General features: G+C 39.1%; 23 protein-coding genes. 20 read left to right on the top strand and 3 right to left on the bottom strand.

The genetic code is table 11. The features are described 5' to 3' along the window. Window position 1 precedes the first annotated feature (1 nt). From EM308_RS18060 to EM308_RS08365, 3 genes are read right to left on the bottom strand one after another with little or no spacing between them, the layout of a single operon-like run. Window positions 2–163: a hypothetical protein gene (locus EM308_RS18060; protein ID WP_156101324.1), complete on the bottom strand. Its 162-nt coding sequence runs from the start codon at window positions 161–163 to the stop codon at window positions 2–4. Beyond that, window positions 163–1,710, bottom strand: a complete 1,548-nt coding sequence (locus EM308_RS08360) for a hypothetical protein (RefSeq protein ID WP_035635592.1) — start codon at window positions 1,708–1,710, stop codon at window positions 163–165. Before EM308_RS08360 ends, EM308_RS18060 begins: the two co-directional genes overlap by 1 nt. Next, window positions 1,703–2,146, bottom strand: coding sequence for a terminase gpP N-terminus-related DNA-binding protein (locus tag EM308_RS08365; protein WP_035635594.1), 444 nt, complete (start codon window positions 2,144–2,146; stop codon window positions 1,703–1,705). Before EM308_RS08365 ends, EM308_RS08360 begins: the two co-directional genes overlap by 8 nt. 145 nt (window positions 2,147–2,291) lie before the next feature. Between EM308_RS08365 and EM308_RS08370 the strand changes: the two genes are divergently transcribed. From EM308_RS08370 to EM308_RS08465, 20 genes are all read left to right on the top strand, one after another. Beyond that, window positions 2,292–3,284 carry a phage protease gene (locus EM308_RS08370; RefSeq protein WP_035635596.1) on the top strand — a complete coding sequence of 331 codons (993 nt, stop codon included), beginning with the start codon at window positions 2,292–2,294 and terminating at the stop codon, window positions 3,282–3,284. 12 nt (window positions 3,285–3,296) lie between these two features. Further along, window positions 3,297–4,253: a phage capsid protein gene (locus EM308_RS08375; protein ID WP_035635597.1), complete on the top strand. Its 957-nt coding sequence runs from the start codon at window positions 3,297–3,299 to the stop codon at window positions 4,251–4,253. 70 nt (window positions 4,254–4,323) lie between these two features. After that, the gene (locus EM308_RS08380; protein ID WP_156101325.1) at window positions 4,324–4,659 is read left to right on the top strand and encodes a hypothetical protein; all 336 of its coding nucleotides are present in this window, start codon (window positions 4,324–4,326) and stop codon (window positions 4,657–4,659) included. After that, window positions 4,656–5,168, top strand: a complete 513-nt coding sequence (locus EM308_RS08385; protein ID WP_035635600.1) for a glycoside hydrolase family 73 protein — start codon at window positions 4,656–4,658, stop codon at window positions 5,166–5,168. The genes EM308_RS08380 and EM308_RS08385 overlap by 4 nt, the downstream gene beginning before the upstream one ends. After that, window positions 5,165–5,677 (top strand): hypothetical protein, encoded by a 513-nt coding sequence (locus EM308_RS08390; protein ID WP_035635601.1) that lies wholly within the window; start codon window positions 5,165–5,167, stop codon window positions 5,675–5,677. Before EM308_RS08385 ends, EM308_RS08390 begins: the two co-directional genes overlap by 4 nt. Before the next feature lie 23 nt (window positions 5,678–5,700). Continuing rightward, window positions 5,701–6,111, top strand: coding sequence for a hypothetical protein (locus EM308_RS08395; protein ID WP_035635603.1), 411 nt, complete (start codon window positions 5,701–5,703; stop codon window positions 6,109–6,111). Further along, window positions 6,111–7,271, top strand: a complete 1,161-nt coding sequence (locus tag EM308_RS08400) for a DUF2586 family protein (protein WP_035635605.1) — start codon at window positions 6,111–6,113, stop codon at window positions 7,269–7,271. The genes EM308_RS08395 and EM308_RS08400 overlap by 1 nt, the downstream gene beginning before the upstream one ends. A 4-nt stretch (window positions 7,272–7,275) precedes the next feature. After that, window positions 7,276–7,710 (top strand): hypothetical protein, encoded by a 435-nt coding sequence (locus tag EM308_RS08405; protein WP_035635608.1) that lies wholly within the window; start codon window positions 7,276–7,278, stop codon window positions 7,708–7,710. Window positions 7,711–7,725: 15 nt separating this feature from the next. Beyond that, window positions 7,726–8,145 carry a hypothetical protein gene (locus tag EM308_RS08410; RefSeq protein ID WP_035635611.1) on the top strand — a complete coding sequence of 140 codons (420 nt, stop codon included), beginning with the start codon at window positions 7,726–7,728 and terminating at the stop codon, window positions 8,143–8,145. A gap of 165 nt (window positions 8,146–8,310) precedes the next feature. After that, complete coding sequence (locus tag EM308_RS08415) at window positions 8,311–10,014, top strand: tape measure protein (RefSeq protein WP_035635614.1); 1,704 nt, start codon at window positions 8,311–8,313, stop codon at window positions 10,012–10,014. A 1-nt stretch (window position 10,015) separates the two neighbouring features. Then, entirely contained in the window at window positions 10,016–10,636 is a 621-nt protein-coding gene (locus tag EM308_RS08420; RefSeq protein WP_035635616.1) for a DUF6046 domain-containing protein, read from the top strand. After that, a complete protein-coding gene (locus EM308_RS08425; protein WP_035635619.1) occupies window positions 10,637–11,623 on the top strand; it encodes a hypothetical protein in 987 nt (328 codons plus the stop codon). Between the two features lie 62 nt (window positions 11,624–11,685). Beyond that, window positions 11,686–12,114 (top strand): hypothetical protein, encoded by a 429-nt coding sequence (locus tag EM308_RS08430; protein ID WP_156101326.1) that lies wholly within the window; start codon window positions 11,686–11,688, stop codon window positions 12,112–12,114. Between the two features lie 6 nt (window positions 12,115–12,120). After that, the gene (locus EM308_RS08435; protein ID WP_051877694.1) at window positions 12,121–12,411 is read left to right on the top strand and encodes a hypothetical protein; all 291 of its coding nucleotides are present in this window, start codon (window positions 12,121–12,123) and stop codon (window positions 12,409–12,411) included. Next, a complete protein-coding gene (locus EM308_RS08440; protein WP_035635622.1) occupies window positions 12,408–12,710 on the top strand; it encodes a hypothetical protein in 303 nt (100 codons plus the stop codon). Before EM308_RS08435 ends, EM308_RS08440 begins: the two co-directional genes overlap by 4 nt. Before the next feature lie 3 nt (window positions 12,711–12,713). Next, a complete protein-coding gene (locus EM308_RS08445) occupies window positions 12,714–13,583 on the top strand; it encodes a hypothetical protein (protein WP_035635625.1) in 870 nt (289 codons plus the stop codon). Window positions 13,584–13,626: 43 nt separating this feature from the next. Continuing rightward, the gene (locus tag EM308_RS08450; RefSeq protein ID WP_156101327.1) at window positions 13,627–14,043 is read left to right on the top strand and encodes a hypothetical protein; all 417 of its coding nucleotides are present in this window, start codon (window positions 13,627–13,629) and stop codon (window positions 14,041–14,043) included. Window positions 14,044–14,047: 4 nt separating this feature from the next. Beyond that, window positions 14,048–14,860, top strand: coding sequence for a hypothetical protein (locus tag EM308_RS08455; RefSeq protein WP_051877695.1), 813 nt, complete (start codon window positions 14,048–14,050; stop codon window positions 14,858–14,860). A 2-nt stretch (window positions 14,861–14,862) separates the two neighbouring features. Beyond that, window positions 14,863–16,005 carry a hypothetical protein gene (locus tag EM308_RS08460; protein WP_035635631.1) on the top strand — a complete coding sequence of 381 codons (1,143 nt, stop codon included), beginning with the start codon at window positions 14,863–14,865 and terminating at the stop codon, window positions 16,003–16,005. A gap of 2 nt (window positions 16,006–16,007) precedes the next feature. After that, on the top strand, window positions 16,008–17,063 hold the full coding sequence (locus tag EM308_RS08465) for a Vgb family protein (RefSeq protein ID WP_051877696.1): 1,056 nt from the start codon (window positions 16,008–16,010) through the stop codon (window positions 17,061–17,063).

Here is a 17,063-nt window from a genome sequence, read left to right on the forward strand (position 1 = left end):
TTTAATGCTGTTTAAAAATTCGTTGTAAAACGTTTAAAGTCTTTTTGGGCTTGATAAAATTGACTTGCGTTTCGCAAATAATAGTATGTTCAATAAATATCGGGAAGCCTAAAATGTCAACTCCTATCTGATAGGTTACGGATTGTGGTTTGTCTTTTGCCATTACATTCTGTGTTTAGATTTTTTGCGCTCAAAAGTTTCGATAGCTCCTGTAGCGGTTGTAATTTGTATTTCATTAATAATCCATACGCCACCTTCAACGCAATCGGGACCGTCCATTAATTTTGCCTTTCTGTTAAAACCAGTAAACTGTGCTACCATTCGTTCCATGTGTTTATTGGATTCCTCCATAACATTAAAAATCAAATGTCCTAAACGGTTCAAAGGTTCAAGTGTACCCTCAATCCTAGCATATTTTTCAGGCTTTTTACGATCGTCCGGACGAATAGGTAAAAAGGTTTTTCGTTCGTCACCAATACGGTAAATGTGTGGTAAAATAACCTGTTCATAAAAGGGGTCTTGTAGTGAATTGTTTTCAATCCATACATATATTGGGTCAACTCCTGCACGTTTACAGGTGTCGTGAGCCTCAAACAAGTATTCGCAAAAATTGGCATTACTCATTTGATCTACCCACGCTTTATATATGAAAAAATCAAGTCCTTTTTTAGCTATGATAGCAATAGCCTTACTACAGGCACTAGTTTTATCTTTATTTGATGGTGCAGGGTCGGCATAGATTACAACACTATCACAATGGCGTAATTGCGGACATTTCCCGAATTGAATTTCTTTGAAAGTGTCACCTCCATCCATTGGATTGTTGAAATACTCTTTTTGGTAGCTTTCGTATGAAATCAAGCTTAAAACTCTGTCAATAGCATCTTCACTATTTTTTTGAGGCCACGAACTTTTACCGCTTTTATCTCTGATATTAATTACTTCCCATTTATCGGCTTTTTTACCCATTTCAGTAATACAGCAATATTTTGCAATGATGTTACCGCAAGCAATAATTCGTAAGCCACAAGAAATAGAACGAGTTGGGATTAGGGCTTGCTCAATCCATTTAATACGTTCTTTTACTCTTTCGATATTTCGACATAATTCGTCGGTGTCAATATCATCAATTAGTATTAAATTGGGTCTTTTGGCTTTGTTTCGAGTACCACGAGGCGATTGTCCTGCACCAATTCCCCTAAATGACAATCCTTTTCTTGTAGTAAACTCTGTGGATTCCCACCCGCCTATTTTTTTTTGTACACCGTAGTCATTAATAATTCTGTTATTACTTTCTAAGGTTCCTTTATAGGGCAAAAGCAATCGTTCGGCATTATCCAAAGAATCCGATACCAAAAGAATGGTATCAACTTTTAATTCAACAGGAATATCAGCTATACCCAGGTACAAAGTTTCCATCATGGTTCGACCTGACTTTGATAGTTCTCTCGACCAAGAACGAACTTCGTACCATTCGGCATTAGCTAAAACTCTTTTGGTTGCCTTAATGTGAAAATCAGCAGGCTCACTGGTATAGTACATTGGGAAATAGTATTTAAACCATTCCTCAGGATTTTTTTCTAGATGATTTTTTCTCTTAATTTTTGCCGAATGAGTTTCGTTTAAGTCTATAGGTGTTGCGTTGTCCATGTTTTCACAGAACTCACGCCACGCTTCTAAATATTCCTTATCAGTTACTCTTTTAGCCATTTTTTAATTTTGAGTTAATAAACTCATCAATGTAATTTTTGAATTTTTTTGCTTCGTCCAGATCAACTGACTGGATGAACGTTAATAATTTTCGAGAAACTTCCACATATTCGCCTAAACCTATTTCGGTTTCCAGGCGTTGGATGTTTGCGGTGATTTTCGACATAATGTCTGCCTCTTTTGCACTAGGTATTGGCAAGTCTCTTTTGGCAATATCTTCATTAAGCGCATCAAGTTGATTGTACCAATGAACCAATTGAGCTTCTTTGGTGGTCAACAAGCTTTTACGAAGCTTCGCCCAATTGTCAGCCTCAGCCCATTTACCTATCGTCTTTTCAGTAACGCCTGTACGTTCGGCTATCTCCTTGAAGGTGATGCGCTCGTTTACATATAATATTCGAGCGTACTCACGCTCTTGTGCCTTTGAAATTCCCATTTTACTACTTGATTACAGGGCAAAATTGACCAAAAACACAGCCGTTTTAAAATAGTTGTGCAAGCCTTGCGCCCTTATTTTTAAAGGGTTTGAAGTATTCGCAAGTTTGTACTCACTTTAAGAAACACATAAACGAGCAAGGCTAATGAGTACACCTAAATTGAAGAAAATCGATAGAGAATTTTGCATTACAGACGACTCTGTAAATGTGTATGGCTATCGATGTCTTACTTCGGGTATGTTAATGGATGAAGTCAAAAAAAATCCTATCGGCTTTAAGATGCACAACCGTGACAACGGGATTGTTGTAAGATGGGAAGACTTTCGAATTGATGGCGACAAGGTTTACGCTAAACCTGTTATCAACTTGGCACACCCTGAAGGTGAAAACATTGTGTCGGAAATAGAAAACGGATTTTTAAACGCTGCAAGTGTTGGTCGTATTGTTTGCTTAGACGCCTCAGACGAAAAAAGTTTGATGTTACCAGGACAAACAGGATTGACCATAACTGAATGGTTTCCTCGTGAAATCTCATTGGTTGATATTCCGGGCAACTATAATGCGCTTGCCAATCTATACGACATCGATGATAACGAATTAAACCTTTCTGATTTTGTAAAACCTAAACCCAATGAAATGAGTAAAATTCTTTTAACGGCCGCCATGCTTACGGCTTTAAATTTAAGCGACAAGTATTCTGATGACGACGCTACCAAAGCGTTTCAGGACTTAGTTGACCTAGCTAAAAAAGTACCCGGTTTGGAGAAAGATTTAGCGGACAAAACCACTGCCTTAACTAACAAGGAAAAGGAGTTGGACGACCTAAAAGCCGATAACGTAGCTAAAGAGGTTCAAGATCTTTTGGCAAAAGGCGAAGCCGATAAAAAACTAACCAAAGAGGTTTCGGCAAAATTGGGTGAAAGTTATAAAACTGACCCAAAAGGCTTGAAAGATTTAATTGACGCTATGCCAGCTCAAACGTTGATTACCGATCAATTGGGAGACAACAAAGATATGGCTGAGTTTATCGGTAAATCTTGGGACGATTTGTACCAGTCGAACAAATTGGAAACTGTACGCACTCAGTTCCCAGACTTGTACGAAAAATTGAAAAAAGAGAAATATCCTAACGCATAACCTTATTTAATTATGGCAAATCCAAAAATACCCCAAGAATTTTGGGCATCGTACATCGTAGAAAAACTACGTAGAACAAATCCACACATTGCCCTTTGTTTTGATGAGTCAAAATACATTATGGGTGGTTCAGTGGTGTACATACCGCAAGCCGGAGCAAAACCAAATGTTGTAAAAAACAGAGGTTTTGGAGCTGCTACAGCTGTGCAACGTGGCGATACAGCGATTATGTATGCGCTTGATACCTGGACAACTGATCCAACTGCAATCACAGCGGCGGAAGCAAACGAAATTAGCTATGAAAAAACAGACAGCGTTCTGGGCGATCATACTGGTACACTTGCCGAAACTATTGGTGATGAGTTGACTTACAGCTGGATTAAAGGTGTAAAGCCAGCCGCAGGCGGTGGTACTACTGTTGAGTATTTACCAGCAGGTAGACAAATTGCAACTACAGGAGCTGCAACAACTGTGAATCCTGAAGACGGTCAAACAGGAACACGTAAAGCCTTTACGTATAAGGAAGTTCAGGCAATGCAAGCAAAATTCAATAAAGATAATGTTGACAAAGCTAACCGTTACGCGATGGTTGAAAGCTACATGTACCAACAATTTATTGACTCCTTATCATCTAATCAAATGGCAGCATTCCAAGCTTCAGCCGATTTGACAAACGGAATTGTTGGAAAATTTGCAGGCTTCACCTTCTTAGAAAGAAGTTCGGTTTTAGCATTGACTTCTGCCGGTGTATTTAGATTACCGGGCGAAGCTTTAGCAGCTACCGATAACCTAGCAAGTATCTTTTGGCAAAAAGATAGCGTAACTAAGGCATTGGGAGATACTAAACTTTTCCAAGATTTTGACAACCCATTGTACTATGGTGACATTCATTCGGGATTAGTGAAAATGGGTGGTCGTTGCCGTCGTGAAGACTGGAAAGGTGTTGGTCTTGTTGTTCAGGCAGCCTAATAACCCTTAGAATATAAATAGCAAAAGGCTGTCTCTTTAGTGATTGCAGCCTTTTTTTAAACCTACGATTGTGATAGAAGTAATTGACAGCATTATGGATTTTCTTAAACGGTTCAATCCATACATATTAGGCGGGGCTATTGGCTCAATAATACACAGAATGCGTACAGAAATGTCGTGGATGGCCTTTTTTAAATCGGTTATCGTGTCCATTTTTATTTCCATTTGTATGGGTATCGCCTGTAAAGACTACTTAATGGTGACAAATGAAAATATCATTTTCGCAGCTTGTGGATTGTCAGGAGTCTTTTCAAAGCTCATTTTGGATGAGATTGAACAAATTTTAAAACTAGCCTCGGTTTACGCTAAGTCTAAGCTAGGGATAAGTAAAAAGAATGAGGAATGACAAAACAGGAGTACACTAATTTTTATTACCCATTTGCGCTAGCCAGTGAAAAAATAACTGGTATTTCAGCAGTTGCCCAATTAGCACAAGGAGCTTTAGAAAGTGCATGGGGCAAAGTTGCACCCGGCAATATGCTTTTTGGTGTTAAAGACACTGACGGTGTGAACGGGAATGAACAATTAATAACAACAACAGAATATTCCAAAAGTGCCAATGCGAAGTTTCCTAACATCATTACGGTAACACCAGTAATGCGCAACGGGCAAAAATGGTTCAAATACAAAATCAAGGATTATTTCAGAAAATATCCTACTCCTAAAGAAAGCTTTGTAGATCATGCAAACTTCTTTATTCGAAACAAGCGATATGCTAAGGCAATGACTGTAAAAAGTGACCCTTACCAATTTATCGATGAAATAGCCAAAGCCGGTTATGCTACTGATCCGAGCTACGCAACTACCTTAAAAAGTATTGCAAAATCAATTGAAAAATTAATTCCAAAATCATGAAAAACGTAAAACTAAACCACTTTTTGTCCATTTTTTGTTTTGTTGTTTTGGCCACAACGCTAGTAGCTTGCAAAAGCACTAGTGTTGTTCCGCCAACAACTACACAAACAAACTCTACTGTAACGGTAAAAGAAATCATTCACGACACTGTTTTTGAAGTAAAAAAAGATAGCAGCTATTACGAAGCATACTTAGAGTGTGTCAACGGCAAGGTTGTTATTAATCAGCCTTCAAAAGTCAAAACCAAAAAAGGAAGTTATCTAAAGCCTCCAAAAGTCGAAATCAAAGACAATATGCTGAAAGTCGATTGTGAAGCCGAGGCGCAAAAATTATTCGCTCAATGGAAGGAAACCTATATCAATAAAGTTATTGAAGTTATTCAAAAGCATCCTTATATAGTCGAAAAAGAATTGAGTTGGTGGCAGAAAACACAAATTATACTCGGGCGAATATTCTTATTCATAGCCTTTTTACTCGGTCTTGGATTCGTCCTTAGAAATCGTATTTAAAAACCATTTAAAACCATTTTAAAATGCAAAAAGAATTAGCAGTCGATTATTTCGACAGACACCCATCAAGCAACGAATGCCACATAACCTCAGACGGTCGTGTTTTTCACACCATCGGATCGGCACAAGGTTTTGCAAGTGCCTTGAAAAACAACACAATTGAGTCTTTTAAAAGAGAGGAAATTGATGTAAAAAACATCGACGTGAATGATCCAAATCATGTAACTGGTGATACAGGAAACGGAGGCATAGGAGATGATGACGAAAAAGCGCAAGCAATTGAAGCTTTGAGAAACTTTGATGCTTCAAAGGCTGAGTATCCAGAAATAAAAGCTTTAGTAAAAGCATTAGGCCTTGGAACTCCAACGCTAAAACAGCCTGACTTATTGGCCGCTCTTGAAATTGCTAAAGCAAACTTAGAACCAAAAGCCTAATGACACAAGGTACAGGAACGCCAAAGGTTACGGTAGCCGTAGCCTCTGGCAACCTACAACGTCAGGTTCAAGTACTGGACGGCGTTGCGGGAATTGTGGGAACTGCTGCAACCAAAATTGGTGTAATTGAAACGGTATTTAGCTATGATGATGCCGTAAGCAAAGGATATACCGCTGTAGCAGAACCGTTTTTGAATGCATTCATTCAATTGTTTTATCAAGAGTTGGGCGGTAACCAGGCGTTGCGCATTCTAGGTGTTGAGGACACAATGACCTTAACCCAAATGGCGACTTCGACGAATGCCAATGGTTTGAAAAAATTGTTGAATTCGGCACAAGGTGAAATTACTGTTGTTGGTCTTATTCGTAAGCCAGCCGGAAGTTATGCAATGGTCGCTGACCACTTCCTTGACAAAGATGTTGAGGACGCTCTTTTGGCGGCTAAAACATTAGGCCAATATCAACAAGGTATTAATAAACCTGTCCGTATTTTGATTGAGGGCAGAACTAACGATTTAGAAGCTGATTTGTTTGAACCTAATGAGGTTGGGAATGGTTTTGCGGGCGTGGTGTTGAGTAGCAATGTTGCTGACGGTTCTAGTGCCGGTGGAGTTGCTTTGGCTTTGGCTAGAGCTGTAAAATACGGCTCTCACATCAAAATAGGAAGCGGTCAAAATGGTGCGCTTACTATACCACAAGCCTACATTGGTGACAAAACCATTGAAGAGTATTTCCCTGAAGAGCTAGACGCTTTTGCCGATGCTGGTTTTATCCTTATGCACCGTCGTGATGGTGCTGCGGGTTATTACTTCGGAAGAGATAATATGGCCACTGACGATGATTTCAGAATATTGGTTCATGGTCGTGTTATTGATAAAGCCCAACGTGTAGCTGTTGCAGCCGCAACACCTTTGTTGGAAACAACGGTTCGTGTGAATGCAGACGGAACTATTAACGCTACTGATGCGAAGCATTTGGAGGACACAATTGAGCAACAATTAAAATCACAGCTTGCGGGTCAAGTGAGTGATGTTGACGTGAATGTACCAACGGATTCCAATATTATCAACACAAGTACCGGAGGAATTGAAGTAAAAGTGTTGCCACTGGGTTATATGACCTGGATAACAGTAACGATAGGTTTAACCGCAAATTTATAGATCAATGAATGTAAATATAACATCCGATGAGTGTGCCTGGTCACGCTTTGAAATTCAAATTTTAGGGCGAACCATTAAAGGACTTCGTGGCTTTGGCTTTAAAAAAGAAGTAGACAAAGAGCATTTGTTTGCAGCAGGTGACGAAGCTATTGACATTGTAAGCGGTAACAAAAAAGGCTCTGGAAACATCAAGGTTTTAGGATTTGAGGCTGACGCAATGAATAAAGCGGCTCGTGCAGGAGGCTATGAAGACATAACCGATGTACCCCATGAGCTTATTGTAATTACGTGTGCTTATAAAAAGCGTGCTATTGATCCAATTAGCACTTATACCGCTTCGGGAGTTGCTTTTACGGAGTGTGGAACCGACTTGGAGCAAAACGCCAAATTTAGAGAAATCACGTTGCCTTATTTGGCAATGAATGTCAAATTACCATAAAAAACAAACAACAAAATGAAAACCAAACCAAATCCAACAAGCGACTTAAGGTCGGTATTTGCAAATAGGCAAGCTAAAGAATCTGCAAAAGTTGATTCAGAGGTAAGTATAGAAGAAAAGAGAAAACCTTTTATAGACCGTTTTGGAGCTGAAAAATTAGATCAGTGGAAAAAAGAGTACGGAGGCCGTCAATTGATTTATTTGAAACATGAAAACGACATGGCCGTTTTACGTCCGCCAACGGCTGACGACTTGGGAGAGTACATGATGTCGATTGGTACAAACGGAATGAGTAAAGCGGTTGCTTTTATCCTGGAACAATTGTGGCTCGAAGGGGACCATCCTTTGGTAGAAGATGAAGACAAGTTTATCGCTGTATTCCTTCAAATAAACAATCTATTGGAGGGGAAAAAAGCAGACTACTTTCGCTTTTAGTGAAAAAGGAATAAAGGATTGTCAAAACAAGAAAGCCAGTATTGATTACCTGATAGTTTTTGGGAGTATGAAGTTTGGCGCAAATGCTTTAAAGGAATGGGGTGAGGAAACCTTTTTTTATCGCACCGGTATTGCTTTAGAGTTAAGCAAAAAAGAAGAAAACTAATGAATAATACGATTGATTTTGTTTTAAGAATGCGCGATATGCTGAGTTCGAACTTAACGAAAGTTGGTTCGACCTCGCAATCGACATTTAGCAAAATGAGTCAGTCGGCCGATAATATGACAGGCCGAAATAAGATTTTAGGTATGAGCTTTAACGAGCTTCAATCTAAAATTAAAGAGGTTGAAAGTGTTATTAGCAAAAGTACAGTTCCTAGTCAAATTGCCGCAGCTCGAAGAGAGTTGGCCGCTTTACAAAGACAGTCTGCAAATCATATTGGGAATACTAATAGCAGTTCGGGGTCAAGTTCCAGCGGTATTGGACTTGGAGGTATTGCAATGGGTACCATGATAGGCGGGATGGCAACAGCAGGGCTTTCTATGGCAGCGGGTGCTATTAAGGCGGGAGTTAGCGAAATGATTTCGAAAAGCTTTGAAAAAGAGCAAGCGATAACAGGACTAACAACGTTTTTGGGTAAAAAAGGAGCTACAGACGCTTATAAAAATATTCGAAAAGATGCCAACGACACGCCTTTTGATACGGCAGCGTTATTGGAGGTTAACCGTTCTTTGATTTCCGCGGGGCTGAATGCGAAGACCGCTAGAGCCGACACGCTCAACTTAGCCAATGCCGTTTCGGCTGTTGGTGGTGGCAATGATATTTTATCCCGAATGGCGGCTAATATGCAACAGATTAAAACCGTCGGTAAGGCTACCGCAATGGATATACGCCAGTTTGGTATAGCAGGTATTAACATATATGAAATGCTTGCGAGATCAACAGGTAAAAACATTGCCCAGGTTAAAGAAATGGACGTTACTTATGAGCAATTGCAAAAGGCTCTTGCGATGTCAGCTGGTAAAGGTGGAATCTATGAAGGTGCTTTACAAGCACAAGGTGCGACAAAATCAGGTAAATGGAACACATTTAAAGATAATGTTGTCACTGGACTTTCTGATATTGGCGACGCTTTTTCACCTGTCATATTAAAGCTTTTGGATTTGGGAATCAAGTTTGCCAACAACATCACACCTATGCTTGAACGAACTAAGCCTTATATTGATGGATTTGCGAACGGATTTGGGAGGGTGATTGACTATGTGACTACCATTAAAGACACTACAGGAGGCTGGGCAGATTATTTGGCCACTGCTGAGAACAACTTTTCGAACATGTGGGAGTTTGCCAAAAAAATCGGAGTTCAGTTGTGGTCTTTGGTTTCTTCAATTGTTGACTTTGTTAAAAACTCCGAAATATTAAAAGACGTTTTTCGTATGCAAGGCTGGATTATGGAAAAAACATTCAAAATCATTGGATGGCTTTTTGATAAACTAATATGGCTATGGGAAAATGTATTGAAACCAATATTACAGGCTGTTGATTCAGTTTGGAAGTGGATTAAAGGAGGCGAAGCAACTGTAAAAATCAAAGTTTCTAGCCTAAACAAACCAAAACCTAAAACCGACGATCCTAATTCGCCTATAGGTACTGGAGCTTCGTTAATGGCAAGTAATAACAATTCCAGTAAAACGGCAGGCGACACCGTTTCTGGTGCTGGTCCTAAAGTGGTCAATATTCATGTTGGAAAGTTCTTTGACAATATAAATTTTACAACAATGAATTCCACTGAGTCAGCTACAGAAGTCGAAAAAGTTGTTTTGGAGTGCTTAGCGAGAGTATTGTATAACGGTGCAAAAACGGTTTAAAATGAGTACAAATACAGTAATTGACATACACGCTCTTTATAAAACATACTTTAATAATTCGCCTTATTTCATTGCCAAAGCGGGTTCCAACGAACCATTGACACAAGAGCCAGGCTACGCAATAACAACCGAAAATCCACGCCCTAGAGGTAGTATCGATTATTCGAGTAAAAGCATTGCCTTAAACAAAATTGGTTCTTACGGTCAGGCCATTTGGTTTCCAATTGAACTATGGAAGTCCAATAAAAAGCTTATTGAAATTGATGCCTGTACGGTAGGTGTTAATTTAAGCAAAACGATTATTCGCACTGCCGTTAGCGAACGCAAAGGAACGGTTAAAGAGTGCTTTGCTATTGACGATTATCGTTTTGCCGTGAGGGGGTTCTTGATTGGTAAAAACAGGATTGTGCCCGAAGATCAAATTTTGCAATTGAAAGAATGGTTTGAAACAACTGAGCCTATCGAGTTGCACGGTGGTTATCCTGAAATGTTCCTGGACGAAAGTTGTAGGGTTGCCATAAGTGCGCTTGACTTTCCCGAAGTACAGGGGAAAGCTACTTGGATTCGTCCTTTTGCAATGATTATTGAAACCGATTTTATACAAAACTTAATTATAGAATAGATGTTTTACCTCACTAGTGACATAACCATTGGAAGCTACAAGCAAGTAAAAGCATCAAAAGTGACTTGGAAAACGAGCGTGAATAGTTTTACAGACACTTGTACAATTGATTTGCCCAGGATCACGTATATGAAAACGGTTAGAACTGTAACCGAAGACATGCAAGAACCAAACGAACGCAAAGAATATGTGTTTAAGGAAAACGATAAAATAAGTGTTTCACTAGGTTATGACGGTAACAATGTCAAACGTTTTGAGGGATTTATTAAAAGAGTCAATATGGGGATGCCTGTACAAATAGAATGTGAAGGTTACAGCTATTTGTTATATGACATCATTTTTAATAAGAGCTATGCCAATGTAACGGTTAAGCAATTATTGACTGATGTGTGTTCCGGCACCGATATAGTACTGTCCCCTGAAATGCCAAACATTCCGTTAAAGAATGTTCGATTTAAAAACGCTACAGGATTTCAGGTATTGGAATGGTTAGAAAAGGAATGTCACTTAGTAGTGTATTTCAATTTTAATGAGCTGTATGTCGGGACTCAATTTGGTAAAAAGCAAAACACGGTTAAGTTTCGATTGGGTTGGAACACGGTTAAAGAGGATGATTTAAAAAAGAGAATCGTTGACAAAAATGTACGTATTGTCATTGAGGAAAAAAATAGTAATGGCGAGGTAAGAAAAACCAAGTCGGATATTGAAAAATACGGACCCGATAAAACAGTAAAGATAAAAGCGGGTATTCCTGCTAATTTATTGAAAGAAATTGCTAATCGGTTACAAACAAAGAAAAATTACAATGGTTATGAAGGTGATATAACAGCATTTTTGGAACCAGCAGCAAACAAAGGAATGATTGCAGTTATTACCGATAAACTATACCCTGAACGTGAAGGAAGCTATTTTGTTGAAACGGTTACGGGAGAGTTTGGAAAAAATGGAGGCAGACAAAAAATACAACTTGGTTTTATAGCAAAATAATTATGACACCCGAACAAATACGAGAGCTACTTAAAGAGCTGGCAAAAAATCACGGACCAGCTGTGAGTAACATCGCTAAGGTGAAATCGGTTGACGAAAACAAAGCCACTTGTATTTTGGAGGATGAAGACGGTCAGGAGTTTTTTGATGTAAGACTTCGCCCAGTTCTTTCCGGTAAAAAGAGTTTTGTCCTGGTACCGAAAGTCGGAAGTTATGTTTTGGCTATTCGTATTGAAGACGACGACGATTGGATGGTGATTGCATCCGATGAAATTGAAAAGGTTGGGTTTGAAATAGGCATTACGAAAATGGAGCTTACTGATAAAGTCCACATTGAGGCTAACGGTGAAAGCCTCGCCACTTTATTTGATGACCTATTTGCTGCCATTGGCAATATGGTTTTTGTAACGCCATCGGGCAATACAACATCAATGGTGAATATAGCAGAATTTACCACTTTAAAAACACGATTTAAACAGCTTTTAAAATAAGTTTAAATGAAAGGGAAAGGAATCTTATTGGATGAGAACTCAGATTTATTAATCAAGGAAAAATCCCTTGTTATTGGTGATGTTATCGGGCAAAATCAAAAGAATTTGATTCTGATTGAAAAAACAGAGCTAAAGTTTACACCGATGCGAGGTGTTGGAGCTAGACGCTTTTTGGAGGATAACACCCCCGACAATTTGGCTCGTGAGATAAGGAGGGAATTTGGTCTTGACGGGATGAAAGTAAACTCAGTTATAATGACTAATGAGGGGTTTAACATTGACGCTTCTTACGAATGAAAAATATAACAGTTTTATCCGGACAAAGTTTATTTGATATAGCCATTCAATATACTGGTGCTGTCATTAACGCCTATACCATTGCTTTTGCTAATGGAAAGTCGATAACTGATAGTTTGACAGTTGGCGAAATGATTGTAATTCCTGATGGATTAACAATTGCAAAAAAAGAGCTTGATTATTTAACGACTTCAGAAATATTACCGGCCTCAGACATAACTAAAGAACAACAAAGCTTATTAGATCCTGATTTGGGTATCGGTTGGATGATCATAGAAGAAACATTTATTGTAAGCTAAAATATGGCAAGAGATATAAAAGAAATAAAACAAACAATAGGGCAAGCATATTTGTCTAATGAAGTGGTGCGTGATTCTTACGGACTTTCGGAAGGTGCCGTATTTGAGGATGAATTTTCTATTGTCAGTCTTGAAAGTATTGCTTTTGGTATTGTTGCCTTTGCCCACTGGCTCCTAGAAACCCTCTTCGATACCCACAAAAAAGAAGTTGACGATCTAATCGCACAGCAAAAAAGCGCAACTGTGCCCTGGTATAAAAACATGGCTTTGGCGTTTCAGTACGGTTTTGCGTTGTTGACCGACACAGATCGGTTTGACAATACCGGGTTTACCGATGAGGAGATAACCGCTTCGAAAATCGTGAAGTATTGCTCGGTGAACGAAACGGGGGAATCTAACCGACTTGTGGTAAAGATTGCGGGTGAAACGGGCGGGGAACTGTCACCTCTTTTGAGTGGACAGATTGCCAGTTTTACGGCTTATATGAACGATATTAAGTACGCAGGGGTGAAAATCTCGGTAATCAATAACCCTGCCGATGCGCTGCTGTTGTACTTGGATGTTTACCGCGACCCTTTGGTTCTTGACAGTACCGGTGTTAGCATTGCCAATGGTAACAAACCTATTGACGATGCCATCAAACAATTTTTGAAACTTTTGCCGTTTGACGGTGCCTTTATTATAAACGACTTTATCGCTTATTTGAGGGCGGTTGATGGGGTGATAAACGTTCATGTTCTTTCGGCCAGTTCGGCCAGTTATAACATGGTGAGTCATACTTATGGCGACTTTGTGGGGATTGCCGTAAAGAAAATACCGGAAGCGGGTTATTTCCAAGTTACAAATTTTGACAATATCAATTATGTGGTATAAGGTAGATTGGGGCAAGTTTGTCATAATGATGCTTCCCACATTTATGCGGAAGATCAAGACGGTTGTTTTTATACAGGTGATGGTTCTACCGGTGGCTCAGGTTCATTATTGGTGGATGCTGAAACGGGACGACAATTTGTACAAAATGAACCACACAGGCCAAGTGTGTCGTTTACGAAAGGTTTTGAACGATAAGGTGGACTCTGAACTAAGGCGAATCACCATTACAGACGGGAACTCTTTCCCGAGAAAATACATTTATACCGAAGCGGAAAACAAACCGAAGTTCCTGGGCAAGTTGTTCATTTATTCCAATGAAGATTATATAGGCTCGGGTTCTGATTTTGTTGTGAACATTCCGCCCGGTATGACCGATAACCAACTGGCAAAGATTAAGGCTTACTGTGATTTTTATAAAATGGCGGGCAAGCGATACAGAATAGAAATTTTGACACTATAACGATATGAACAAGATAGATTTTAACCAACCCGGTGGTTTTCCATTAGAAACCGAAACCTTAGATTTCATGCAGGCCACTTATTCGCTTTTGCTGAATAAAATTGGAGAGTTAGCGGGTGATCGTTCCATTATTTCGGGCTGTGTGACTACAGGAACTAGCGTAAGCGATGGACTCGTGTATGTAAATGGGGAGTTGTTGCCTTTCGTAGGTGGTTTTGAACAGCCTAACGTGATTATTGTTGAAGATACCGAATTAAGAGAGTTTGAAGACACAGAGCTTCGAACTGTTTTCTATAAACGTTACGCCACTTTTGGAACGGCAACGGTAAGTTATCCGTGGGCTGATTTTGTGGAATGTATTCCGTTGAATATGGTTGCTCCAATGTTGGATTCTAAAGTAGATACATACGACTTTACTCCGTTGGTTACTTTGGTTAATGCGATGAAGTTTAAACTTGACACTATTGCTTACAGTGCTGAGGAAAACGTGCAGCCGGATTGGAACGAGACTGATAATACAAAAGATGGGTTCATCAAGAACAAACCAGCGTTAGTGTCGATTTTATATAAAGGCTCCTATCATATTGGCGATGTGCTTACAGCCGATGCCTACCGAACGGTTACTTTTCCGGATGTAGGAACCAGTAGTTATATGGTGCTGGGTACCATCATTTCGAATTCAAGTAACTCAGCCGATGACAACGATGTGATTGTAGCGGTGAGAGAGAAAACCAATACTTCTTTCAAACTTACCATAAGGGAAACCGCTACACCAATACAGGATATTAATTATGAATATATTTTAATCCCGATTTAAAAATGGCTGTTACTGCTTTAGATACTATAAAAAACTGGTTTAAAACCCATTTAAAACCCACACAAGCCCAATTTTGGGCTATGTTGGATTCTTTTCGCCACAAGAGCGAAAAGGTTCCCGTGGCCGATATTGAGGGGCTGGATTCGCTTTTTGTAGGTATTCCGGGAATGGCGGAAGTTAACTCCAAATTACCCCACGGAGGCTACACCGGAAACGCCCAAATCCTAGCCACTTCCATTGAAACACTTAACGGGTTAGTTACTGATTTGCAGGAAGACGATGTTTTGACCGCTGGACAAATAACGACTTTGCAAGGTCAAATCACCGCAATTAACACCTTATTGACTTCGGACAATATTAATCTTGATACTGTCCAGGAGATTGTAGATGCGATTGAGACGGTTCAAACTTCGCTTAGTACGATCTTGGTGAATGACCTGACCACTGGTGGAACCACGAAAGCCTTAACGGCTGAAATGGGAAAAACGTTGAAAGGGTTGGTTGATAGCCTATCAGCCAAAATTCCGAAAGATTATTCTAAGGTAGTTTACGTTAATGCAAATACACCTACCACAGCAACAATTTTTGACACTAACAATCCTCCGGTAACAAATGATAATTCGTTAAAGTCGGATGTAAATAATTTATATATAGGATTGGATACATCTAGTTGGGTTTATAACGCAACTACTTTTACTTACGATGCAGAAACCATTACTTCAAAAGCTTCAACTTTTTATTTATATGGCACAAATAAAGATGCCGGTAATAATAAAAATAATGAGATTGAAAGATCGGGAGCTGTAGGTGTTGGAACGGCAACGAAGCCAAATCATGCCGTGACCAAGGCTCAACATGATTTAAAACAGGACAAAGACAACCAAGTAGAAGTTTCGGCAAATAGCAACGTTCTTAATGCGTGGCACGGACAAACGGTATTGTTTGCAGCAAATTGCACTATAACTGTACCGTCAACATTGAACAACTCACTTGGATTTGTCTTTAGAACATTGGCAGGTGTAACCGTTACGTGGGCTATTACCGCTCCGTTTACTTGGGAGACTACACCAAGCACAACCCCTGAGAAAACAGTAGGTCATTTTATGCGTAGAGGTTCGACTAACACGATAATATTAGATTTCTAATTATGGGATTAAAGAAATATTATTTTGGAAAATCAAAATATACTTCTTTGATAGGAAGTGTGTATAGTGGTTCTGAAAAATGGGACGGCGGTGTTTTAGCTCCAAATGGTAAAATATATTTTGCGCCGAGGGCGGCTAATCAAATTTTACAATTAGACCCATCTACAAATACTACTTCTTTAATAGGAAGTAATTATTCTAGTATGGGCATTTTTAAATATGCAGGTGGCGTTTTAGCACCAAACGGTAAAATATATTTTGTGCCAAATAATGCTAATCAGGTATTACAATTAGACCCATCTACAAATACTACTTCTTTGATAGGAAGTGTGTATGGTGGTGGAGCAAGATGGATTGGCGGTGTTTTAGCTCCAAATGGTAAAATATATTTTGCGCCACATGATACTTCGCAAATTTTAGAATTAGACCCATCTACAAATACTACTTCTTTGATAGGAAGTGTGTATAGTGGCTCGAATAAATATCAAGGTGGCGTTTTAGCACCAAACGGTAAAATATATTTTACACCATATTCAGCTTCGCAAATTTTACAATTAGACCCAGCCACAAATACTACTTCTTTGATAGGAAGTGTGTACACTGGTGTAGAAAAATATACTGGCGGTGTTTTAGCTCCAAATGGTAAAATATATTTTGTGCCATTACAGGCCTCACAAATTTTACAATTAGACCCAGCCACAAATACTACTTCTTTGATAGGAAGTGTGTATGGTGGCTCATATAAATATGCAGGTGGTGTTTTAGCTCCAAACGGTAAAATATATTTTGTATTTAATGGAGCTTCGCAAATTTTACAATTAGACCCGACTACTAATACAACATCATTATTAAGTGGAATTTATAGTAGTTCTTCTAAATATGCATTTGGTGTTTTAGCTCCAAATGGTAAAATATATTTTGCGCCGAGGGCGGCTAATCAAATAATGCAATTGTCTAAAATTAATATTCCTGATATAATAGGATCTGATGCTCAAATACCTTCCGATTTATCAACATTACCTGCTTCAAATTACAATATGTACTATAACAAATACTAG

Source organism: Flavobacterium gilvum, assembly GCF_001761465.1.
In the GTDB taxonomy this organism is placed as follows: Bacteria; Bacteroidota; Bacteroidia; order Flavobacteriales; family Flavobacteriaceae; genus Flavobacterium; species Flavobacterium gilvum.